Here is a 22,700-nt window from a genome sequence, read left to right on the forward strand (position 1 = left end):
ATTAGGCAACGGAAGTTCAACACCGTCAACGATTTGTAATATTTTCTTATCTTTGGGTATGTAGATTATAGATATGCCTGAAGTATTAGAATATTTGGAATATCGTGAGTTTTTGAGAGATTGGTTTGTCGAAACAAAGAAGGACAACCCATTTACCTCATACCGCTATCTTGGCCAGAAGACCGGCGTAGACCCGGCCTGGCTTGTTCGTGTATTCCAGAAGGAAGGTCACCTGAACGAGAGCACCCTGCCGGTGTTCATCCGCCTTTGCGGCCTGGACGACCGTCGTGCCGAATACTTCAAGACCCTTTACCGTTTTAACAAGACCAAGGCGAAGCAGGCTCTTTCCGAGCTTTACTACCGCCTTATGGAACTGCGCTCCCTGGAAACCCGCGTGCTTTCCACCCCGGAACTTTCCTACTTCGGAAGCTGGGCCTGCGCAGCCCTTCGCGCCCTCATCGGCATTACCAAGGACACCAGCGACATTAGCAAGCTGGGTTCCAACCTGACTCCCGCCATCTCCCAGGATGAAGCCCGCAACGCCCTTGGCGTCATGAAGCAGCTGGGCCTTGTGGTTCCCGACGGCAATGGCGGTTGGAACATTACCGACCAGATTATCAGTACTGGCGGCGAAGTCAAGAGCACTGCCGTCCGCGACTTCCATAGACACACCATGGAACTGGCATTGGAATCCCTGGACCGCCACAAGCCCGAGGATCGTGACATTTCCAGCGTGGTGTTTACTGCCGACGAGTCCGACTTGCCGGAAATTCGCCATCGCATCGAGGAATTCCGCCGTGGACTCCTTCAGTTCGCCCGCAAGAGCGAACGAGCCGATCGCGTTTACGCCCTGAACGTGGCCATGTTCCCGCTTTCCAACAAGGTTGACGACCCTTGCACAGGTTCTGAACCGCCTCAAGGGGGAAAGTGATGAACTTTAGCAAGGATTTTTTATATCTTTCAAGTGTGCGCAAGTCATATAGAACATCTGCACGCCTTGTAAGGAGCGTTTCAACTGCTGCCGTGGCCCTCGGTTTTGGCCTCGGTCTTTCCGCATGTTCCGATAACGCAAAGATTGCAGGTGGCGGCCCCTCTGGCACAGAAGCCGGCAACGCCATTACCGCACAGATTTTAACAGCAGACGCAAAGCCTGCCGCACTGGCCAAGGTCAAGTTGACTCATGTCGACGCCCTGGACAATATCGGTTCCTATACCGCAGAAACCGATAACGACGGTTCCGTCACCATTGCAAACGTTGCCGACGGCAGCTACATTCTTGAAGCAGCTCAGGGCAATGGAGCTCTCCAGGTGAACGTGAATATGGCAAGCGAAAGCGTCGATCTCGGTTCCAACAACCTTGCAAAGATGGTCTCTGTCTCCGGCTCCATCGACAACGCCTCCGAAGGTACTGTCAGGGTTCGTGGTCTCGACCATTCCGCAGCAGTTGTCAACGGGGAATACTCCCTGGATTCCCTGCCGGCAGGTCACCTGGACCTGGTATTCATTCCTAAGGAAGCCTCCAAGGACACCATCAGTTCCTACATCAGGACTGTGGCCGGAGAAAGCGCAACTTCCAGCACCTTCGCGGGAGAAAAGGATGCCCTCCTATTGGACGATTTCCAGGACCATAACAACCAGCACCGTTTCGGCCCCATGTACTTCGGCCCCAGCGATGGCGGCTGGTGGTACCTCTCCCATTCCGAAAACGTCATTGCTACGAATGGGCTTGACTCCAAGGGCTATCTCAAGCTGGATAAGGATGGAGACAACTACTTCGTTCATGCCACCCTGGATTTTGATACCTATAAGGATTCTCTTTTCTACGACGAAAATGACAACAGAATCTGGCCCTGGGCAAACCTTGGCGTAGGCATCGGCAGCAACGACAAGTCCATCTGCTACGACCTCACCTCTGTCAGCTCCGTGGCATTCATGGCCAAGGGCGATGGCTATTTCAAGTTCGTACTTGTTGACGAATCCCACAAGACCGATTCCTTCGACGGTGTTTTTGCGGAAGCCGAATACCGCCTGTCCGACGAATGGACTCGTTACGAAGTCAACCTTGAAGGTATTGTCGACAAGAACCGCGGAAGCCTGAAGTGCGTTACACTGCTTACATGGTCCTTCACGGAATCCATCGATTTCTGGATGGACAATGTTGAACTTGTGGGTGGCGACCGCCTGAGCATCTGGCCTAGGTAATGGCGAACGCTGTTACATCCAACCAGACTGACATTTATAAAAACCTTGAACAGGTGGTTCGCAAGTACGCAACCACCTGTTTTTTGCGCCCGGTGGCAGACCACACCCGCGAGGCATTTGCAGAAGCCCTCAGGTTCATAGAAGAATTCTACAAGAACCGTGGATCCTCCGACCGCGAAAAATGCACCGACGAACGCACTGCCGCAACACCCATTGAAATCGTCCTCGATTCCGGCTGCGGCACAGGCGAAAGCACTCTTCACCTGGCCCGAAAATTTCCAAACGTTCCTGTTATCGGCGTAGACAAGTCCGCCATGCGGTTGAACAAAGCGGGAAACATCCACCAACTGGAACAGCTTTCCGAAACCGCCTCCAGCCAGAGTGAACAGGCCATTCCAGAAAATGCCTTCTGGGTCCGCGCAGAGCTTTTGGACTTTTGGCGGCTTACCTTGGACGCAGTCAATGCGGGCGCCCTCAAGATTCTGCATCACGCCGTATTCTACCCCAATCCCTGGCCCAAGGAAAGCGAAGCTACAAGACGTTTCCACCTGCACCCCATTTTCCCAACCATGATGGCATTAAGCCCTGTAACAGAAATGCGCACCAACTGGGAAATTTACGCCAAGGAATTTGCAGAAGCCTCACGTATTCTTGGCGACGTTGCAAGGCAGAACAACTTAAACGTTTCGGCATCCTTGCCAGCAATTGCCTGCACCTCGCCCGCAATTATCTGCGAGCCCTTTGACCCTGTACATCCCGAAACCGCATTCGAGCGCAAATACAAAGAAGCCCGCCAGCAGTTGTGGCGGGTTCTAGTAAAGCCTCAATAAAGCGGAATTAAAGCTTTCTGTCCTTTATCCAGTTCAGATAAGCCTTGGTGCTGCGAGTAAATTTCACTTCCACCTTGGCACCTTCCTTCACGATAAATTCGCTAAGGCCATACTTGCTGCCATCAGTGCGGCCCCAGTCATAGGTATAACCAAGACGAGTCCAGGGGAAACCACCTTCGCGACCGTATGCGGCTTTTTGGTTTTCATCAAACCAGTTCTTAAACCACATGGCGCTTTCACTGTCGTCTTCCTCAAAGGATCCGGAGAAGGCTACATTCATCACGCTGCTGGTGGGATCGGGAACAAATGCAGGACGGAACACGTCCTTGACATCAGCCCAGAAAACAGTAAAGTGGGATGCATCATTATCCGGAGACTTACCCATCAGCTGTTTCAGGCGCAGATTCCAGTTGGTCACCTTGTCCTTGTTTTCCTGGAACCACTTGAGAAATTCCTTGTCGGAATAGGCCCACACAACTTTGTCGTGAATCGTTACGAATTCACCATCCTTGAACTGATCCGCATCATTGTGCCATGTTACAAGAACAACCTGGGAATTATCTGCACTCAACGTAGCCATGTTGGAGTTTCCATCCAAGGCAACCAGAGGATAGATGTCATCGCTAGTCAAAGACGGTGCAGCTTTAAAAGCGGCTTCGTACAGGGCATTGTTCAGGGAATCCTTATCCATAAAGGAAACCGTATTGCCCTTAGTATCAATCACATCGCAATAGGGAACGTTGTCTACATCCAAGGCGACTTCGTTCATCTGGAACTGTTCCTTAATCAAGGCGTCGTTGTGAGAGAACAGGTTGTCGTTTTCCAAGAAGGAAATCACAATCTTGCAGAAACCGCTTTCGGGAATCTTTACCGCAACGGGGAAAGCCTTCTTACCATTATCCGCAGTATCGAGCACTAGCTTGTTTTCATTTTCGCCGCAGGTATACTCATAGGAATTGAGCATGGCAACACCGGGCTTCATCTCGCTGAAGAACAGATTGTCCTGTTCCTTGCTCCAACCGGACTTCACCATAATCTGGTTCCCGCCCAAAGTCATGAACTGGGGATTTACATCTTCACAGTAGAAAGCAGCCTGGCGGAACACGCCAATGATGCCTGTTTTGTCCTTGTAGGTTTCAGCCTTGTTCAGCTTGGCTCCACCTGCGCATGCAACCAGGGTTGCGCCCATGGCAGCAGCAGTAATTCCGGCAAATAAAATTTTCTTGTTCATCTCTCGTCCTTTCTAACAGAGAAAAAATATAACAAGATTTTCAAACAGACCCGCAGGCCTTCAAACAAAGTTATTCCCGATACTCGTACAGGTAATAGGTCGCCTCGCCCTTGGTAAGAGCGGAACCCTTAATAAGCCAAGTATCAGGAGTGCCCGACCTGTAGGAAACCACAATGCGGATTTCATCATCGGACTGCAAAACGGACTGGGGCACGGTCCAGAAGTTTTCCGCTTCTATGGCATATTTAAGAGCTTCGCCGTCGTCGGAAGAATTTGCCGAAGCAATGGAAATTCCAGTTACAGCGTCCTTGGGATTACGAATTTGGATAATGCTCCAATAAGGCCCGGCGCCTTCCTTGACCCAAACGGCAGTGGAATCTCCCCACACGCCTTTGACTCCTTCACAAGAGACAAATTCCCACTCGCCATAATAGCGACCAACGGTTTTCCCCATCACATCACTGGCGGGAGCACCGCCCAAGTCAACACCACAGCTTTCGTCGGGGCAGCGGTCCGTAATGCGAACGGTTACCCGCTTCCAGCCTTCGGGAGTCTTAGCCTTTACACGGACACAACCTCCACAGGCAAGGCCGCCATTCCACGGGCCCTTATCGTCGCCACTGGATACATTCACATGAATTGCTGCATAATACTGAATGTTAGTCTGTCCGTAATTGCAGGCGCCGCCAAGGCTTGTTTCTTTTTCGGTAATGCTTCCGTAAGTAGTAACAGAGCCCTTGCCACCAATTTCTGTAAGCTCAGGATCCTGCGCGGTATAGTTGTCGCATTTCTCGCATTGTCCGCCAGCGTCGTCCATGAACCAGTCCTGTGAAGAACTGCTTAAGGCTTCCTTCGAGGAGGATGATTCCAACGCTGAAGAGGAACTTTCTGCAGCAACTTGGGAAGACGACAACTGTACGGATGAAGACTGTTCGGACGAGGACTGCGGCAGACCGGACGAAGAAATCTTTTCTTCGGCAGAGCTTACCGGCTCATCAAAAAGGGTGGAGGAACTGGAGACCTCGACAGAGGAGGATGAATGAGCCTCACTGGGGGAATCGCTTCCGCAGGCAACAAGGAGGGTCGCTCCCATTACTGCCAACACAAAACGGAACACTTTACCCGTCTTGGCACCCTCTGCGCCATACTTTCGGCTCAGCCGTACCAAAGCGGATTCTCTTTGCTGGGGCATTACCAGTCCTTCGCGGGCCTGGCCTGGCCACGGACGGGTTTCCAGGGCTTGCGTTCGCCATTCTGTTCGTCAAAATCCTTCAGGAGCTGAGCTGCAGCCTCGGGACTCATTTGATCGTTAGGAATTTCGGGCGGCATCTGGTCCAGGGCATCATCCTGGCTATCGCTAGACCCCTGCTGATCCTCGGGCTGATTCGGCTGTTCTCCTGCACCGCCTTCGCTACTGGAACTTTCGGCACTGCTGGAACTCTGTCCGCCGTTCTGGTCCTGATTCTGTTGATCGTCACCCTGACTGCTGCTGGACTCACCAGAGCTGGAATTACCCTGGTCACCGTTTTGGTTCTGGTCTTGATTTTGGTCCTGGTTCTGATCGTTCTTAGGATCGTTCTTCTTATTTTCGTTCTTCTGCTCGTCCTTGGCCTCGTGAATACGATCCAAAAGCATCTGCAGTTTCTGGTCATTGGGATAATACTGCAAGCCCTCATTGCAGGTAATTTCTGCAGTGGGCAAGCGATTCTCGATATACTGGAAGGCGGCGTCGCTATAGTAAGCGCTGGCAGACTTGGGAGCAGCAAAAGCGGCAACAGCCAACAAGGCGACGACTAGGATCAATCTTTTCATTAGATTACCTCCAGGTCGTTGTCGGTATTGCTTGCATCAATCTTTGCCTTCGGCTTACGGCCGGCCTTGATTTCAATGACATCGTCAATGCGCTGCACATAGGCGTTCAACTGGCCAGCAGTTTCATCCTCGGCAATAATGTTTTCCAGCAGAGCCTTGGCTTCGTCGTACTTGCCATCCTTGCTGAGCTGAAGGGCACGAGCCAAAGCCTCCTTGGCCTTTTCACTTAAAGGCGGCTGTTTCTGGTCGTTATCCTGATCCTGGTTCTGGTCCTGATTTTCTTTCTGCTTGTCCAGTTCTTCCTTAAGCTTACGCTGGACAATTTCCACGTTCTTCTTTGCGTTTTCAAAGCCATTGTCAAGATCGATAGCCTTTTTCAAGTAGGCGACCGATTCACGCCATGCGGCAATACGCTCGCTAGGTTCCGAGGCCTTTTCTCCAATACGGAAATGGGTATTGGCCAGGTTGTAGGCGGACTTGGCAGCAAGTTTTGCATCGGGCATGCGCACGGCACTTTCCAACTCCTTCTTGGCCTCGTCGTAGTTACCCAGCTTATACTGGCAGGTACCGATATTGTAGAACAGCAGAGGGTCGGCAGGATCCGCCTCACGGGCCTTCATGTACTGTTCAAGGGCGCCAGCATAATCGCCAGCCTTAAAAAGCTTGTTGCCATCGTTTATGGGGCGAGCGTTCACACAGGCCGCACAAAAGCCAAGCACAGCAAAAGTGAGAAATACTTGTTTCAACAAAAAACTTTTCATCGTTCAAGAATATACAAAAACCGCTTGAGAAAAACCTTCTTTAGGCTAAACTACATTTATCATAAGCAATGCTGAAGCCACGACAAATATAACCACCTGGGCATATCCGAAAACTTTCCACTTGGTTGAAGATCCATCTACATGCAGCCCCATGGAAACAAAGGGAATAAAGCTCAACAGAACCGGGACGATATAACGGAAATCATTACTGCAGGAGAATGGAATCTTGTTGCGGAGGAAAGCCAGTGCAGCAACAAAGGCCACCGCCTGCAATAAAAGAATCCAATGCACGCCGCGCAGCTTAGTGCTCCAGAATCCCCTAGCAGCCACAACAAGCATTCCGAGGAAAGACATACTTATGACTGTAGCAAGAATCTTGCCCATTGCCGTTTCAAGAAGTTTAAATTCGCCAAACAAGGAAGTCTTGAACATGTAATTCAAGAAATATTCCCTGCCAAGGCCATCTGTCCACGGACTCGTATAAGGTTCCGTCAAGAAACTTTTTAAGTCAAAGTAAACGAAATTGCCGATAGCATTTCCGATTTTTAAGCCAGAATGGAGACTCTGGGAATTACCCACAAGGTCGGAATCCCCAAGCAACCGGTCAACGGCCACTCCAGCAATGGTCAAGACAAAAATCAGCCAGCCAGCGACTTCTGTTTTAGAGGGAATGAGAGAACGGAAGTTCGTCACATAGCCACCGACCGCGAACAAGGCAAAAGTTCCCAGTGTGACCATTCCCGTGGACTTTGTCCAGATGGCCAAGGCTGTTGCAACGGCGGCAATTACCAAATACTTCCCTACCCCACTCTTCAGGTACTTATATCCACACAAGACACAGACCGCATGCAGCAAATAGAACAGTTGATCATTTCCTATGCGAGGCGACACCAGAATCAACACAGGCCAGAACGCCATCAACGACGTAGCGACCTTAAAAGGAGCCCCCGTAAGGAATTCCTTAAAGAAGCCACAGGCCACAAACAGGAACAGAATAGAGAACAACAGGCTTTCAACCTGAAGACCTTCCAAGGCCAGTGGGCCCGAAATGCGTCCCATTTCCCACGCAGGCACTGAAGCCACAAAGTATACCGGAGGATGGTAGCAGGTCCAACATTCATTATCTGCCGGAATAGCATGATTCTCAGCAATGTATTTCACGTAGGCAACATGACCATCCACATCGTGACCAAACTTGTCGTACTTAGGCAGGTCCAGGTAAAAGCCAAAACGAAGCGCAACTCCAAGGGCTATCATGACAGCCACAAGTACGCCGACCTTCATACGCCTTGCGAAGAGCAAGGAAAGAATTGCCAGTAAGATCATGGCAAAAATCCGCAAACAGCTTGCCATGGTGTCCGCCTTTTTTTCGATAAGAACATCAACACCACCGTTTCCGCCCTTATTCGTGACGGCCACCTCCACCTCGGCACCATCCTTCACATTCAAGCCAGCCAATTCTTCATGGTTCAAAACAAAGCCGTGGCCATAATCACACAGGCCAGTTCTTCCAGCCAGGGAAACCTCTTCCCCGTTAACGCGAAGAGCGGTTGCGCAGTCGTCAGGAATAATCCGTAAGTCAAATTCTTTTTCTAAAAGATTGGAAACCTTAAAGGAGACGTTAAACGGTTCCTCAAACTTTTGTGCCACAGGAAGCGTCGTTTTTTCCGCAGGCTGGTTTCCGACCTGAAGCTTCGCGTCCTTTATACCCACTCCACTTACGCAGCAGGCCGCCGCTACAGCAAAAAGCAAGATGCTTACGTAAAGTTCCGGTGTATGCAGAATTCTTCTAACAAAAGCCATAAAGAGACTCTCTGTTACTTTTTACCTTCGTGATATTCTTCTTCGGTGTTCACGTTCCATACATCGTTCTTGTTCGCAGAACCTTCACGAATGCACTTTACCGTTTCCATGGCAGTGAGCATACTGTGGTCCATGTTGTTGTACTTGTGCATGCCGTTTCGACCCATCAAGAAAAGATTTTCCACAGGGTCTAGGAATTCTCGAATTTTATGGAATTCACCGTAGGTACCAAAGTAAGCCGGGTATGCCTTCTTGATATGGAAGCATACGGAATCACGGACATCTTCCGGTTTCGCCACATGAATCTTGTCCAGTTCTGCAATGGCGAACTTGATAAAGTCGCTGTCCGGCATATTCCACATGTCATCGCCTTCGTTGGCGAAATATTCCAGACCGATCCACACCTTGGACGGATCGCTGACCAAGTAAGGGCTCCAGTTGTTAAAGATCTGGATTCGACCTAGCTTCACATCATTTTCCTGAACATAGATCCAGTTGTCCGCAACGAACTTCAACTTGCTTTCGGGCGTTCCTTCCTTTGCAGGATTCTTGATCAGAAGCTTATCCAGCAGAAGCCCCACAGTCATAAAGTCACGATACACGAGACCGTTAGCCACTCGCTTAACATCTTCCGGCACGGGGACCGATGTTTCGTCCATGGCGGCTACCAGTTCCTTGACCGGCATGGTACTGAGGAAGTAGTCGCAAGGAATGGTTTCGACAGAATTGCCTCGATCAACCACAACACTATCAATGCGGTTACCGCTACGATTCACGCGAACAACCTTTGAGTTCATGTGGATTTCGCCACCCATTTCCTGGACCTTGGCGGCAACGGTTTCCCATAGCTGGCCCGGACCATACTTGGGATACAGGAATTGACCGATAAGGCTTGTCTCCGTATTCTTTTGACGGATGTCGCCCTCAGTTTCCTGACACTGCTTCTTGGAAGCAAAGATCTGCTTTACAGCATGCAAAACGGTCTTTGTAATGGACAAGCCCTTAATTCGCTGGCCACCCCAGTCAGGGCTGATTTCGCTACAGGGAACGCCCCATACCTTTTCGGTATAATCCCTAAAGAAGGTCCTGTACAGTTCAACGCCAAAACGATTGATCATGAAATCTTCCAGGCTCTTTTCCTTGCGGGCAGGGAGAAGCTGAACCTTGATGTAGCTCATGCCGATCTTGAACATGCGCCAAAGTCCAAGGTTTCGAATTGTATCACCGTTCAAGGTGACAGGATAATCAAAAAGTTTGCGAAGGAACAGGATTCGACTGAGACGACTGCGGCACAGCATTACAATGTCGTCAACCTCGGGATTTGGGCCACCTGTGGTCAAGGGGACCTTGCGTCCTATGGCCACATCATCCCTACTGGGAGCACCCTGAAGAGGTAGGATATTCTGCCACCAGTCCATTACGGTATCGCTCTTGCTAAAGAAACGATGACCACCGATATCCATTCGATTGCCGTTGTGCTTTGCAGTCCTGGAAATACCGCCAATCACATCCTCGGCCTCAAAGATGATCGGCTTTACATCCGTCGTACGCAAAAGTTCCAATGCGGCAGTAAGGCCAGCAGGACCTGCGCCAGCAATTACCGCAATTTTCTTAGAACCATTTCTTTCTGCAATCATACACTTCCCTTTGATATCCAATCCAAATCCTAGGCCTTGTTTCCGCGGAACAGAACCAACTTACGGGCCCCAAAATTCCACATAAGGACAACCACCGCTGCAACAATCTTTGATACAATTTCAAGCCAGCCCAGTTCGTCCACCATTAAAAGCATTGCGACTTCATTGATGCCAACTCCTGCAAAGCCAACCAAGGCGAATATGGCAAACTCAGCAGACTTCTTCTTTTCAAACTGCCGTTCACAGGCAGTAAAAACCCAGGCAACGCTCAAGGCGTAATTCAGAATCAATCCCGCCAGCAAGCCAACCAAGTTCGCCAACAGGTAGTGTAACTCCAGAACGTAAAGACACAGGGCAAACAAGCCAAAGTCTACGACAAAGGCCAGGCCACCTGTAAACAGGTAGCGCATAAACTGTCCCGCAAGGGATTTACGCGGTAGCCTTGTGCGAAGATTGTTAAAAAGACTCATCTACGCAAAGATACATTTTAACTTCACGGATATTTGTCTGTATGCACGTCAATCCGCATAATAGGCGGAAATTGAAAAAGAAGGGCGCCCTAGGCACCCCTCATATAATTCAGATTGTATCATATGGCTGATTGTCAGCTGAAGAAGGTCTTCACCAACTTAATCATGTCCTCATGATCCTTCGCCGCGATCATCTCGCGAATGCTGTGCATACTAAGCATGGGTTCACCAATATCCACCGTGGGAACGCCTAGATCCGCAGAGATGGTAGGGCCTACGGTGCTGCCACAAGGCATATCGTTACGAGTAACAAACGTCTGGCAAGAAATGTTACTTTGTTCACAAATAAGTTTAAATCTTGCAGATGAATAGACATCGCTGGCATAACGTTTTTGTGAATTCGTCTTCAAAACCACTCCGCCACCAAGGATAGGACTATGGTTTGATTCATGTTTCTGCGGGAAGTTGGGATGACAAGCATGAGCCATGTCAATGGACAGAGCCATAGAAGCGGAGAGCACAGAGTTTAAAGTAGAAAGGGCCATTCCAGAAGATGCCCAGACATCTTCGAGAAAGGAACGCAAGAAATTGCCTGCGGCACCTTCACGAGTATTACTGCCCACTTCCTCATTGTTAAGGAAGGCTGCCACGATAAAATCCTTCTCAAGAGAACAGGATGCAACGACCGCATCTGCAATAGCATGACAACTGCTCAAGTTATCCAAGCGACCAGAGTAAATCCATTCGTCATTAAGACCGCCAACACTAGCAGACTGAACATCGAACAGCTGCACATCGAAATCAAGGAGTCGCTCTCCAACAGCCAGTTCCTTCTGGAGATTTTCAACAAAGGTACTACCGCCGGCAGCAGACCAAAGGGCATCCAGATCCGTTTGAGGATTCACCTTCAAACCGTCCTGGTTGACGCCTCGATTCAAATGGATTGCCAGCTGGGGAATGCGCAACAATTTGCTTCCGCGTACAAGCCTGGTCTGAACATTTCCATTCTTCTCAAATGCAAGAATTCCGGCATAGCCCAGGTCGCGATCCAACCAGCTGGTAAACAAGGGGCTTCCGTAAATTTCAGAATGAACTGTCATGACACCAGCGCCAACCTTGTCCGGATTGGGAGTTACCTTAAGAGCAGGAAAATCCGTATGGGCAAGGGCAATCCTGAACTTGGATTCCATAGAAGGATTTCTTGGAACACGGACTGCAATGACTGCTCCACCTCGTTCAAAGAAGAAGGATCTACCCGCCTTGGTTCCAGACTTTGAAGACAAAGCCTTATTTCCATCCTCAAAACCATTTTCAAGAAGCATTCCCTTAAGACACTCTACGGTGTGGTAGGGAGAAACTGCCATATCTAGAAGATTCAAAAATTCCATTTTTTATCCCTTTTTCTTCCTTGAAAAATAGAAATATCCTTCAAACTAGATCATACGATGCTTTTTGCAAGATATTTGACAGCATTTTACAAAGGATAGGGGAAAATTTATATATTAAAGCCCATGGCATTTAAACCATTGAAGCGAATTAATTGGATGGAGATTTCCGGCCTTCTGGTCGGCATATTCTTTACTATCGCCATCATGGTTTTTGGCATCGTACTTTACGCAAAGCTGTTCTCCACCGGCATGATCGGCGTGGAAGAATACAAACTGCACAGTAACTTTGAAAAAGCTTTCGGTCTTAGACCAGGCACCCGCGTCCAGATTAGCGGTGTAGACGTAGGTCAGATTTCCGATATGGAAATTGAAGGCGAAGGCGTCAAGATGGAATTCGTCATCCGCAAGCAGTACCAGCCCTGGATTACCGACAGCGCCAAGGTCTTTGCCATGCGTGACCAGAACATGATTTCCGCCCGAATCATCAATATCGATGTTCGTCGCGGAAAGGGAAAGGTTCTTGAAGACGGAGACTTCCTTCCTCCAGGCCAGGCTCAGGATATCGAAACCGTTCTTGAAACAGCAAACCAGCTTTTGGGCCGTGTAAACCAGCTTATCGATGGCGTAGACACATTGCTTGTCATGGCCATGGATACCGGAACCACGGTCGGCGCCCTGTTTGGCAGCCGAGCCCTCTACGACAATATCAACAAGCAGCTCAACCGACTGGACGACATTACTTTCATCGGCAAGAAGGTGCTGTTCCAGACCTCCGGCCTTTTGGACAGTATGCAAGTTCAGGTGCCCTCACTTCTGGGCAAGGTTGATGTCATTACCGACAGTGTAACTGTCATGCTTGGCGACCTGAAACCCCTGCCCAAGAAAGTGGACGCCCTTATGGATAACGTCGGCGACATGATGGGCAAGGTTGACGCAACTCTTGGAAAGGCAGACAACTTGCTGAACGACGTAGGTCAGTTGACTTCTGGCCTCGGCGACTTCATGGAAGCCACCGAAGCCACACTGCAGAATGCAGACGACCTGATGAGCGGTATCTCCAACATGTGGATTATCCGCAGAAGCCTACCCAGCAAGGATTCCGTACCCTTCATGGTGGAGACCCTATGGTAGCGCGCAAGCCTAAGCACTGGGTACGAGTCGCTGCAATGGCCTTGATTATGGCTGCTGCCGGCGTTGCGGAGGCTTCCGAGTCCGGAACCCTCTCCTATCGCGCACAACGTTCTTTTAACAACGGCAAGTTTGCAAAGGGCTACAGCCAGTTGGAACGAGCCCTGCTAGCTAGCCGCAAGGAAGCGGACCTGCTTTCCGAAGGTCGAGTCCTTATCGCCATGGCGCAGATCCGCACCATGAGTCTAGACCTTGATCTGGCAGATTCCCTACTGTCCATCGTCCGTAACGATGTACTGGATCAAAGCACTCGAGTGCAGCTGGCCAAAGGCAAAATAGCCCTTCTAAACGCAAGGGACAAGTTCAAGGAAGCCGCCAGGGCCTGCGCAGACATTCAGGAAGAAACTCTTAAAAAGGCCGACGAGAACAACCAGGCAGCATTCTACGGTGAATGCGCCATCGCCCAGGCAGCAAGCGGACAGTCGGACAAGGCTCAGGAATCCCTCAAGATGGCGGGCAAGCGCTCCGACAAGAAGAGCGGATTCTACGCCTACACCGCAGCTCGCATGGCAGAACTCTCTGGCAGCAGCGAAGCAGATTCCCTCTACCGCGTCGCAGAAGCTAAAGCCATCCAGGGCAACAAGCCCTACAACACAGCCACCATCCTCTACCATCGCGCTCAGCTGAGGTCCACCTCCAAGCAGGAGGCCGAAGACCTGAAGCTTCGCTGCAAGAACGCCTTTGAGCTGATGGGCCTTCCCAACAACGCCAAGCGTTGCGAAGAATAAACGAAAAAGCAAACACGCAACACGTTTATCGGTTCTAGTGAAAGATTGCAAAAAAGGCGCCAGCAAGGCGCCTTTTTATACATACCAAAAGATTGACAGAATTTAGTTTCCTGATACGGGCGCTGTTGTATCGGCAGCCACGTTATCCGTTGCCAGGGAATCCACGGGCGGATCCACATTCAGGGAATCCTTGGCCGGTTCCTCAACCTTCTTCATGGAAAGCAGCTGATTATACACCACAGCCGGGTGAATCTTGCCTTCGGCCATGCCATCAATAAGAGTCTTGACCTTCTGGAAATTTTCGTCCTTATCCTTATCAGCAATCAATCCCCGGTAACCAAGCAAGCGCAAGGTCTTCGCGTAGAATCCAGTGCGGAATGTCTTGAAGCGAGGCTGCATCACGTCGTTGAGCAGGGCTTCCAGGGCAAGTTCCGTCTGCATGTTATCCAGCTCGAAACTGCGGTACATGGTGCGGACATGTTCAGGAATCGTGGTGTCAGGACTATCAAAGTAGGGGCGCATTACATCTGCAGCAGCTGCCTTATCGGGATAAGGACCGCGAGCCAGACGCAAGGCATAGTAAAGGGCTAGGCGCCACTGCTCGGGAAAAACCTTTGTGGCCCTACGAAGCACAACAAAGTCGGAAGTATCGGGAGCATCCACCGGGGTTACGCCACCTACGAAATAGTAGGGAGTGTAAAACAGGCTATCCAGTTCCGTACAGAGGTTTGCCACATGGCCCAGGTAGGCATATTCCTTACCCGTCAGGTAGCTTTCGCCAAGCTCCGTAAGGCCCTTGATCCAGAAGAGGCCCGCCACAGAAGCGTCGTGACCTGCGGCCACGTAACGTACAGAGGAGGCCTTGGGCAAGAAGGATTCATCAAAGTTGGTATCGGGAAGAGGCTTTGCCAAATGGAAAGCCGCTGCCACCAAGGCTATCGCCAATATGAGAGCACCCAGATACCGCATTCGATGTCAAACCCTTTTAGCGAAGGCTGTCAGCAAGACGTTCCAGAGCGTCAACGCATTCGCTTGCGAACGCCTCAGGCTTGCCGCTACGCTGGTAGGCAAAGTTCAAACCGCTGGAGCTGTTCAACACGTGGAACTTGCGCTTGCCACCACCGTTCTTGATGGCGTTAAGCACAGTCTTTGCATCGCCGCCCTGACCACCGGGCACGCCGGGAATAGACACGCCAGGAATCAAGAAGGGAATTTCGTGCTGATGGGCAACAGTGTAGGCAGTAATCTTTTCCAATTCCTCGGGGTGCGTTGCACCAACCACTGCACCGAAGAAACCCATGTTTCCGTCCCATTCCATGATCTTGTCGGCCACATGGTAGAAGGCTTCGTTCACATCACGAGGATCGTCGCTACCAATGACAGGCATGTCCTGGAAGTCGTGAGCGCCCTTGTTGGAAGTGCGGAGCAGAACGTAGGCACCGTTCTCAGTTCCTTCGCGAACAAAGGGATTCACGGAATCGGAACCCATCCAAGGAGAAACGGTTACGGCATCAGCCTTGTACACGTCGAAGGCTGCAGTTGCATAGGCAGCACTGGACTTGCCGATATCGCCGCGCTTGGCATCAAGAATCACCGGAATGCCGGCACTCTTGTAATCTTCAATCAGCTGCTGCAGGGTAAGCATTGCCTGAACGCTTACGCATTCGTAGTAGGCGCTATTGGGCTTGACTACGGCAGGCTGCACGTTGCGCTTGAGGCAGCATTCCAGAATTTCGGAATAGAAAGCCTTGATCTTGTCTTCTGCAGAACCTGCGGAAACGCAAGGGTCTATGAGCTTCAGGACAGGGTCCATACCCATGCAGACCGGATTGCCGCACTTTTCAACACGCTGTTCTAGACGATCATGAAAGTTCATCTTAACCTCGACCTTACTTGAGTTCGTCCTGAATCAGGGCAGCTTCGTAGGAAAGAATACCGTGAGCCACGGAAACGTTCAGGGATTCCAGATCGCTGCTCATGGGGATCTTCACAGTTTCGTCGGCAAGTTCAATGAAGTAGGGGTTGGTGCCGGCACCTTCGTTACCCACGAGGAAAGCCATCTTGCGGAGCTTGTGCTGGGGGATTTCACCAAGAGACTGCTTACCGTGAAGGTCAGTAGCGATGATAGTGTAGCCCTTGCTACGCAGGAAATTGATCTGGTCAATGAGATCTACATCAAATTCAAAGGGAACACGGAGGAAGGTACCCGAGGAACCGCGGACAACCTTGGGGTTGAAGGGGCTGACGGTACCACGACCGAGGATCATGCCACCAGACTTGAAACCGAGACTGGTACGGAAGAGAGTACCAAGGTTACCCGGATCCTGAACAGCGTCAACAAGAGTCAGGATGCTACGGCTGGTATCGTATACCGGCTTGGTGCTTGCGATACGGGCAACAGCGATTACACCCTGAGTTGTAACGGTAGAGGACAGCTGCTTCATCTGGTCGTCGGTCAAGATATTGATCTTGATTTCGGCTTCGTTGATGGCATCGATGAGAGCTTCGTCGTTGAAGCTTTCCACCATATAAACGCCGCTCACCAATTCACGGTGATGCTTGACAAGTTCTTCGACCACATGGACGCCTTCACCCAGGAAACGGCCTTCGCGTTCACGGCCCTTTTCGGTAGTGAGAGCAAGGAGCTTACGGAACCAAGGGGGATTGGAAACGACATCTTCGCTTGCTTCCACCTGGGCAACGCGTGCTTCCAGTGCGGTTTCATCCAACACCTCTTCGACATTGCCTTCTTCCTTCTGCTCGGGGCGCTGACGATAGATAGGAGCGCCTGCCTGAGCAAAGTCACGACGGGGGCGACGGTCATCGCGGCCGCGGCCACCGAAGCCACGGCGTTCTTCACGGTTACGATCTCCGAAGGGACGATCGCCAAAACGGCGGGGACGACGTTCACGATCAAAGGGGCGGTCACCATCACGACGGTCATCGCGGTCGCGGAAAGGACGGTCGCCATCGCGACGAGGACGGTCATCGAACCTGCGGTCATCACGGCCACGGAAAGAGGGACGGTCGCCAAAGGATCTGCGGTCGCCGCGACCTTCGTCGCTACGAGGGTTACGGCGGTCAGTAGCTTCGCTTACACCGAACTTGCGGTTCAGGGTAGACTTTACGGTACGCTTTTCGTTATTTTCTTCGCTCATAATTTTTCCATTTTACCTAGGACTTTAGCTTGTCCATAATTTGTTTGGCGACGGATTCCCCGTCAATTTTCAAAAGTTTATACAAGGCGGAAATTTCACCCTGTTCCACAAAGTTATCCGGAAGGCCAAAGCGCAACAAGCGCTTGTCTGTAAGGCACATGTCCATAAGAAGTTCACCGATGGCGGAACCATAGCCGCCCACCAGGGTGTTATCTTCCAAGGTAACGATTACCTTGTGGCTTTCAAGAAGGCTTCGGTAGCATTCCTGGTCCAGCGGCTTGATAATACGGGCATCCACCAAGGTGGGGTTGTATCCGTTCTCGCGCAGGACCTTTGCGGTCTTCTTCAATTCATTAGTCATGAAGCCAGCGCCCAGCAGCAAGATGTCCTTACCCTGTTCAAGAACCTTGGGCAATTTGCTGTCAAAGTTCTCTGCAGGCGGGAGCAGTTCTTCTGCCAGAGCTGTACCGCGGGGATAGCGGATGGCAACAGGCCCATTCATGTCGATGGATGCCTGGATCATATCCCTAAGTTCATTTTCGTTGGACGGAGCCAAGATGGTAAGACCAGGCACAGTCCTCAGGAAAGACAAGTCAAAAGAGCCGTGATGAGTAGGACCGTCGGCACCAACAAGGCCGGCGCGGTCAAGAACCAGAACTACGTGCAAATTCTGCAGCGCGATATCATGGATAATCTGGTCGTAGGCTCTCTGCATAAATGAAGAGTAGATGGCCACCACGGGAACAACACCGTCGCAAGCCAAACCTGCAGCAAAGGTCACCGCATGTTCTTCGGCAATACCCACGTCGATAACACGGTCCGGCAGTTCCTTGGCCACAATGTCAAGACCGCAGCCCGTGGGCATGGCGGCAGTAATACCGATAATACGGTTGTCCTTCTTGGCAAGCTCCAGCAAGGTCTTTCCAAAGACGCTGGTGAGCGACGGATTCTTTCCGCCAGGTACCAGCGGGAGACCGCTTTCCGGATCGAAGGGGTTGCAACCGTGGAACTTGGTGGGGTTCTTGACTGCAGCATCAAGACCGCGGCCCTTCTCAGTAAGGACGTGCACAAGGCACGGGCCCGGCTGATTCTTGACACGTTCAAGAATCATCACCAGTTCATGAATGTCGTGACCATCAATTGGTCCAAAGTAACGGATGCCCAGGTCCTCGAAGAACTGACCGGGTTTCACAGCAGTCTTTGCAGCGCCTTCCACCTGCAGGAACAGGTCGCGGAAACGACTACCAAGAACGCCAGGCAGACGCTTCATCAGGCGGTCCAGGTCGGAACGCATCTTGTTGTAGACCGGATCGGAAATAACGCGGTTCAGGTACTTGCTGAAACCACCCACGTTAGGAGCGATACTCATCTTGTTATCGTTCAAGATGATGGTCATGTTCTGCTTGGAAATGCCAGCATTGTTGATGGCTTCGTAAGCCATACCGCCAGTCATGGAGCCGTCACCAATAACGGCAACAACACTGTTGTGACGGTTAAAGTGGTTACGGGCAACAGCAAAGCCAAGGGCCGCAGAGATAGACGTCGTGGCATGGCCTGCACCAAAGCAGTCATACTCACTTTCATGACGCTTAAGGAACCCAGAAATGCCATTCTGCTGGCGAAGAGTTTCAAAGCGGTCGAAGCGGCCAGTCAAAAGCTTGTGCACATAGGCCTGGTGGCCAACGTCCCACACGATCTTGTCGTCGGGCGTATTGTACACATAGTGCAAGGCAAGGGTCAGCTCAACCACACCCAGACTGGACGCAAGGTGACCGCCATGCTTAGAAACCTGGCCAATAATCGTCTCGCGAATCTGAGTTGCGAGAGCGCTCAGTTCCTCGACAGAACAATGCTTAATGTCCAGGGGGGACTTGATGTCTTTTAAATCCATTACTTAACCCTAGTAATGATGAATGCAGCAATGGAACGAAGAATGGTTGTATCCCGCTTCAGGCTGTCCAGAGCACGGATGGATTCTTCGTAGAGTTCGTGAGCTCTTTCGCGGGACTTTTCCAGACCCACCAGGGCAGGATAAGTGGCCTTGCCCTTTTCCACATCGGATCCAACATCCTTGCCCAGTTCCTCGGTAGTAGAAACGATATCCAGGATATCGTCCACAATCTGGAAGGCAAGACCGATGGAACGGCCGTAGTCGCGAATAATCTTGATTTCTTCCTCGGAAGCATTTGCCAAGCGAGCACCAACTTCCAAGGAGGCTTCGATAAGGGCTGCCGTCTTGTGGTAGTGGATGTAGTCTACCAGTTCCAAGTCCACCTGCTTACCTTCGCTTTCGATGTCGATCATTTCGCCACCGATCATGCCGTAGGTACCAAGCAAGTGTGCAAGAATTTCAATAGCCTTGGCATTGCCGGTCTTGCCCATCATTTCGAAGGCGTGGATGCAAAGGGCATCGCCAGCCATCACAGCGGTAGCTTCACCGAACTGCTTGTGGGAAGTAGGCTTTCCACGGCGGAAATCGTCGTCGTCAATGCAGGGCAGGTCATCGTGAATCAGGGAGAAGGTGTGGAGCATTTCCAACGCACTCATAGCGTAGTCCACAGAGTTACCCTTGCCTTCGAACATATCAAAGGCGGCACGAACAAGAGCCGGACGCAGGCGCTTGCCGCCAGCGAACATGGAATAGCGCATGGCCTCATGGAGGCGGCAGGGGCGATCCGTTACCGGGGGCAAAAGTTCATCAAACTTGGCTTCCGCTTCCTTGGAGATGCGGGACAAATAATCGAGAGCTACAGCAGCTTCTTTTTCAAGATTTTCCATACCCCAAAGATACTTAAAAAGGGGCCCGCACGTGGGTCCCTTTCCGCATATTAGCCCCCAATAGGGCATTCAAATCTATGTTTCAAAACTAGTACAGCACGCCGTAAATCTTTACATCGTCTATGAAGATTTCGTTTCCACCACTGGGGAAGAAATGCAGCTGTTTCACATGGTCCTTGACACTGTTCCAGGCCTTGGCGCAAGACCATATTTCATCGGCGTTGATGCAAAGTTCAGAAGGCTTGACTACATACTTCTTCCAGTCACCAGTCAGTTCGATCCAGTCCGATGCAGCCTTATCCTTCTTGGTGTAGGATTCCCAGTTTTCCAGAGAAACCTTGACCTTGCCGTAAGACTTGCTGGAACCAACCTTAACTCCCTTGGCGTAGAACTCAATGGAATCCACAGCGGAGAAATTCCTGACCTTGTCCATGCCGGTACCCACAAGCACCCAGGCGTAAGGGTCCATTCCTATTTCGTAGCGGGTATAGAAGACATTGGAGCCACGATCTTCATCCATCTGCAGATGGTCTGCCAGCAGGTGGGTTCCATCCACCTTGCCGTTCGCAAACTTGAAAGTAGAGCCTTTGTACAGGGTATCCACGCTCATGTACCAGTTCGGATCATCTTCCTCGAAGTCATACAGGAACTTCACCGGGTTCAAGCCCACAAAACCTTCCTTGGGAGCCTTGATAGACCACTCCACAAAGGGAACGCTATCCTGCTCGTGTACAAAGTAAATCGTCAGGGAATCGCCTGCAGGAAGTGCGGGCAAAACATAGGCGCCAATCTCGTTTGTCTTTACCAGAACATCCAATCCGTAAACGCCAACCCATGCAAACTCTTCACCACTATCAAGAGTAACCTGGCTTGAAATCGCAGAGGACTCAGCCAATTTCAAGGTATCTATTTTAGACAAACTAATGGCATCATAGACCTTGGAGAAGGAACTTACGCCAAGAGTTGCAGTCAAGCGGTATTCCCCAGAATCGGGAAGGGTCATAGCGACCTTTCCATCTAAACCTGCAACCAGGTCGGCCTTGACAAGGTCGTTCTGCAAGGTGAAGGCTTCCACCATGTGGTCCTTAAGCCTGATGGATACGGATGCATTTGCCGCAGGGGTTCCATCTTCTTGCAGGATGATAATCTTCTTCAGTGTATCCACAGGAGCTTCCAGGGAGTCCGCAGGATCTTCCTTGGTGGAGTCGACCGGGGCCACCACCGGCTCCTTATAGCTTTCGTAGGCAAACTCGGTGGGAGTAAAGTAGACCTGTTCCTTGGACAGAACCTTCTCGTAGTCTTCACTGACAAAGTACAGCTGCAGGGAATCGTTTGCCGGCAAGGCAGGAAGAACGAACACGCCATTAGCGTCAGAAGGCACCAGGATGTCTGTGCCGAGCACACCCACCCAAACAATGCCGGAGCCATCGGGAATGTCGGTCTCGCCCTTCATGACTGCAGTTGCCACCAGGGGAACAGAGTCAAGGGCTGCATAGCTCTCTGCGGAAACCACCTTGGTAAAGGCAGCACCATTGTATACCACAGTCAAACGGAAATCGCCCTTCTCAGGGACATCAAGGTTAAAGCGACCCATGCTGTCGGTATAGGCGTCAGCCACCACGATGGAGTTTTCCGCCTGAGCGGAGGCAGCCATGTGATCCACTTTTCTCAAGGCCACGCGGGCATTGGGAGCAACCTCGCCATCGACGTGAGCAACGATACCGTTTGTGGTGATGCTACCAGGACCACCAGCAACCCCTTTCTCATCGGAACAAGCCAGCATACTCAAAGAGCCGGCTATTGCCAGGGGCAAAAGAAAATATGAAAGCTTTCTCATTTTTCCTTCTCCTGAAGGGGTTTAACAAATGCCAGGGGGAACAGCTGAATATTCAACTGGAAAATCGTGTTGTCTCCCGAACCTTCCTGAGATAAACGTAGTAAATCCGTGCGGAATTCGTTGATCTTTTCACGAATCAGCTGGATATCATCCATGTTAAACGTCATGGTGACGGTGCTGATATCGCGAAGATGGGGAGCATGGCGTTCCAGGGACTCGCCTGCAAGCGCGATGGTATCTTTCTGGAACTGACGGACAGCGGCAGAGCGCCAGTTTCCACCGGTGCTGACGAAAGTGTCGTTCACCTTCCAGAATCCCTCGCGGTCCGTAGAAATCATGTTCAAGTCGGCAAGGAGCTGAACGGCGGCCTTGGCCTCCTTGACGGTAATCTGCGGGGTACAGCACTCCGCAAGGCCCTCGTAGTCATCCTTGAAACGGCTAATGCCGATAATGGAACGGATGGCGTTGTAGTACCAATGGCGATAGAATTCCAGTTCCTTCTTGGCCAGAAGCTTAAGGGAAACACCCTTCAAGGCCTGCATGCGTTCGTAATGCTGCAGGGCCTCATTGTCGGTCTTTGCACGACCGAAGAACACCATTTCAGTCCAGTAGGCAGTTTCCTTTTCGTCTAGCCCGAAAAACTCCGCCAGCGGCTTAATATAGCTGGTAGATAGATGAATCTTGCCCTGGGACATCCTCAGGAGGTTACCGGGGTCGGCACCAATCTTCATGGCCATGTAACGCCAGGAAATAATCGACTTACGCTGTTTAAAGTCATCAAACGCGTCGCGCAACCACTCACGGTAATCGGTATATTCAAATATCTGCTTCATAACCTAAAAGATATATCAGCCCGCAATGTAAACAAAGCGTTGCA

At 51.0% G+C, this 22,700-nt stretch carries 20 protein-coding genes; 5 read left to right on the top strand and 15 right to left on the bottom strand.

Going from position 1 to position 22,700, the window contains the following annotated elements; translation table 11 throughout:
* Nucleotides 1-73 precede the first annotated feature (73 nt).
* From MJZ26_02930 to MJZ26_02940, 3 genes are read left to right on the top strand one after another with little or no spacing between them, the layout of a single operon-like run.
* Complete coding sequence (locus MJZ26_02930; GenBank protein ID MCQ2104725.1) at nucleotides 74-931, top strand: TIGR02147 family protein; 858 nt, start codon at nucleotides 74-76, stop codon at nucleotides 929-931.
* Nucleotides 931-2,202 carry a hypothetical protein gene (locus MJZ26_02935; GenBank protein MCQ2104726.1) on the top strand — a complete coding sequence of 424 codons (1,272 nt, stop codon included), beginning with the start codon at nucleotides 931-933 and terminating at the stop codon, nucleotides 2,200-2,202. Before MJZ26_02930 ends, MJZ26_02935 begins: the two co-directional genes overlap by 1 nt.
* Complete coding sequence (locus tag MJZ26_02940; protein MCQ2104727.1) at nucleotides 2,202-3,032, top strand: methyltransferase domain-containing protein; 831 nt, start codon at nucleotides 2,202-2,204, stop codon at nucleotides 3,030-3,032. Before MJZ26_02935 ends, MJZ26_02940 begins: the two co-directional genes overlap by 1 nt.
* A gap of 7 nt (nucleotides 3,033-3,039) precedes the next feature.
* On the opposite strand, the gene MJZ26_02945 is transcribed toward MJZ26_02940, so the two are convergent.
* From MJZ26_02945 to MJZ26_02980, 8 genes are all read right to left on the bottom strand, one after another.
* The gene (locus MJZ26_02945) at nucleotides 3,040-4,263 is read right to left on the bottom strand and encodes a hypothetical protein (protein MCQ2104728.1); all 1,224 of its coding nucleotides are present in this window, start codon (nucleotides 4,261-4,263) and stop codon (nucleotides 3,040-3,042) included.
* Nucleotides 4,264-4,333: 70 nt separating this feature from the next.
* Nucleotides 4,334-5,455: an RlpA-like double-psi beta-barrel domain-containing protein gene (locus tag MJZ26_02950; protein ID MCQ2104729.1), complete on the bottom strand. Its 1,122-nt coding sequence runs from the start codon at nucleotides 5,453-5,455 to the stop codon at nucleotides 4,334-4,336.
* Nucleotides 5,455-6,075 carry a hypothetical protein gene (locus MJZ26_02955; protein MCQ2104730.1) on the bottom strand — a complete coding sequence of 207 codons (621 nt, stop codon included), beginning with the start codon at nucleotides 6,073-6,075 and terminating at the stop codon, nucleotides 5,455-5,457. Before MJZ26_02955 ends, MJZ26_02950 begins: the two co-directional genes overlap by 1 nt.
* On the bottom strand, nucleotides 6,075-6,821 hold the full coding sequence (locus tag MJZ26_02960; GenBank protein ID MCQ2104731.1) for a tetratricopeptide repeat protein: 747 nt from the start codon (nucleotides 6,819-6,821) through the stop codon (nucleotides 6,075-6,077). Before MJZ26_02960 ends, MJZ26_02955 begins: the two co-directional genes overlap by 1 nt.
* A 60-nt stretch (nucleotides 6,822-6,881) precedes the next feature.
* On the bottom strand, nucleotides 6,882-8,639 hold the full coding sequence (locus MJZ26_02965) for a glycosyltransferase family 39 protein (GenBank protein MCQ2104732.1): 1,758 nt from the start codon (nucleotides 8,637-8,639) through the stop codon (nucleotides 6,882-6,884).
* A gap of 14 nt (nucleotides 8,640-8,653) precedes the next feature.
* Complete coding sequence (locus MJZ26_02970) at nucleotides 8,654-10,276, bottom strand: NAD(P)/FAD-dependent oxidoreductase (protein ID MCQ2104733.1); 1,623 nt, start codon at nucleotides 10,274-10,276, stop codon at nucleotides 8,654-8,656.
* Nucleotides 10,277-10,305: 29 nt separating this feature from the next.
* Complete coding sequence (locus tag MJZ26_02975; protein MCQ2104734.1) at nucleotides 10,306-10,686, bottom strand: GtrA family protein; 381 nt, start codon at nucleotides 10,684-10,686, stop codon at nucleotides 10,306-10,308.
* A 194-nt stretch (nucleotides 10,687-10,880) separates the two neighbouring features.
* Nucleotides 10,881-12,134 (bottom strand): M18 family aminopeptidase, encoded by a 1,254-nt coding sequence (locus MJZ26_02980; GenBank protein ID MCQ2104735.1) that lies wholly within the window; start codon nucleotides 12,132-12,134, stop codon nucleotides 10,881-10,883.
* Between the two features lie 138 nt (nucleotides 12,135-12,272).
* On the opposite strand from MJZ26_02980, the gene MJZ26_02985 reads away from it, so the two are divergent.
* Both MJZ26_02985 and MJZ26_02990 read left to right on the top strand, forming a co-directional pair.
* On the top strand, nucleotides 12,273-13,265 hold the full coding sequence (locus tag MJZ26_02985) for an MlaD family protein (GenBank protein ID MCQ2104736.1): 993 nt from the start codon (nucleotides 12,273-12,275) through the stop codon (nucleotides 13,263-13,265).
* Nucleotides 13,259-14,050 (top strand): hypothetical protein, encoded by a 792-nt coding sequence (locus MJZ26_02990; GenBank protein MCQ2104737.1) that lies wholly within the window; start codon nucleotides 13,259-13,261, stop codon nucleotides 14,048-14,050. The genes MJZ26_02985 and MJZ26_02990 overlap by 7 nt, the downstream gene beginning before the upstream one ends.
* A gap of 102 nt (nucleotides 14,051-14,152) precedes the next feature.
* Here the strand turns inward: MJZ26_02990 and MJZ26_02995 are convergent, their stop codons facing one another.
* The 7 genes from MJZ26_02995 to MJZ26_03025 all read right to left on the bottom strand — a co-directional run bounded on the left by MJZ26_02995 (nucleotide 14,153) and on the right by MJZ26_03025 (nucleotide 22,656).
* Nucleotides 14,153-15,019 carry a hypothetical protein gene (locus tag MJZ26_02995; protein ID MCQ2104738.1) on the bottom strand — a complete coding sequence of 289 codons (867 nt, stop codon included), beginning with the start codon at nucleotides 15,017-15,019 and terminating at the stop codon, nucleotides 14,153-14,155.
* 16 nt (nucleotides 15,020-15,035) lie between these two features.
* Nucleotides 15,036-15,926 (bottom strand): orotidine-5'-phosphate decarboxylase, encoded by an 891-nt coding sequence (gene pyrF, locus MJZ26_03000; GenBank protein ID MCQ2104739.1) that lies wholly within the window; start codon nucleotides 15,924-15,926, stop codon nucleotides 15,036-15,038.
* A 13-nt stretch (nucleotides 15,927-15,939) separates the two neighbouring features.
* Nucleotides 15,940-17,208, bottom strand: coding sequence for an RNA methyltransferase (locus tag MJZ26_03005; GenBank protein MCQ2104740.1), 1,269 nt, complete (start codon nucleotides 17,206-17,208; stop codon nucleotides 15,940-15,942).
* Nucleotides 17,209-17,224: 16 nt separating this feature from the next.
* Nucleotides 17,225-19,099 carry a 1-deoxy-D-xylulose-5-phosphate synthase gene (gene dxs, locus MJZ26_03010; GenBank protein MCQ2104741.1) on the bottom strand — a complete coding sequence of 625 codons (1,875 nt, stop codon included), beginning with the start codon at nucleotides 19,097-19,099 and terminating at the stop codon, nucleotides 17,225-17,227.
* On the bottom strand, nucleotides 19,099-19,986 hold the full coding sequence (locus MJZ26_03015) for a polyprenyl synthetase family protein (protein MCQ2104742.1): 888 nt from the start codon (nucleotides 19,984-19,986) through the stop codon (nucleotides 19,099-19,101). Before MJZ26_03015 ends, dxs begins: the two co-directional genes overlap by 1 nt.
* Before the next feature lie 88 nt (nucleotides 19,987-20,074).
* Nucleotides 20,075-21,823, bottom strand: a complete 1,749-nt coding sequence (locus MJZ26_03020) for a hypothetical protein (protein MCQ2104743.1) — start codon at nucleotides 21,821-21,823, stop codon at nucleotides 20,075-20,077.
* Complete coding sequence (locus MJZ26_03025) at nucleotides 21,820-22,656, bottom strand: TIGR02147 family protein (protein ID MCQ2104744.1); 837 nt, start codon at nucleotides 22,654-22,656, stop codon at nucleotides 21,820-21,822. Before MJZ26_03025 ends, MJZ26_03020 begins: the two co-directional genes overlap by 4 nt.
* Nucleotides 22,657-22,700: the final 44 nt, after the last annotated feature.

It is taken from the genome of Fibrobacter sp., from assembly GCA_024398965.1.
In the GTDB taxonomy this organism is placed as follows: Bacteria; Fibrobacterota; Fibrobacteria; order Fibrobacterales; family Fibrobacteraceae; genus Fibrobacter.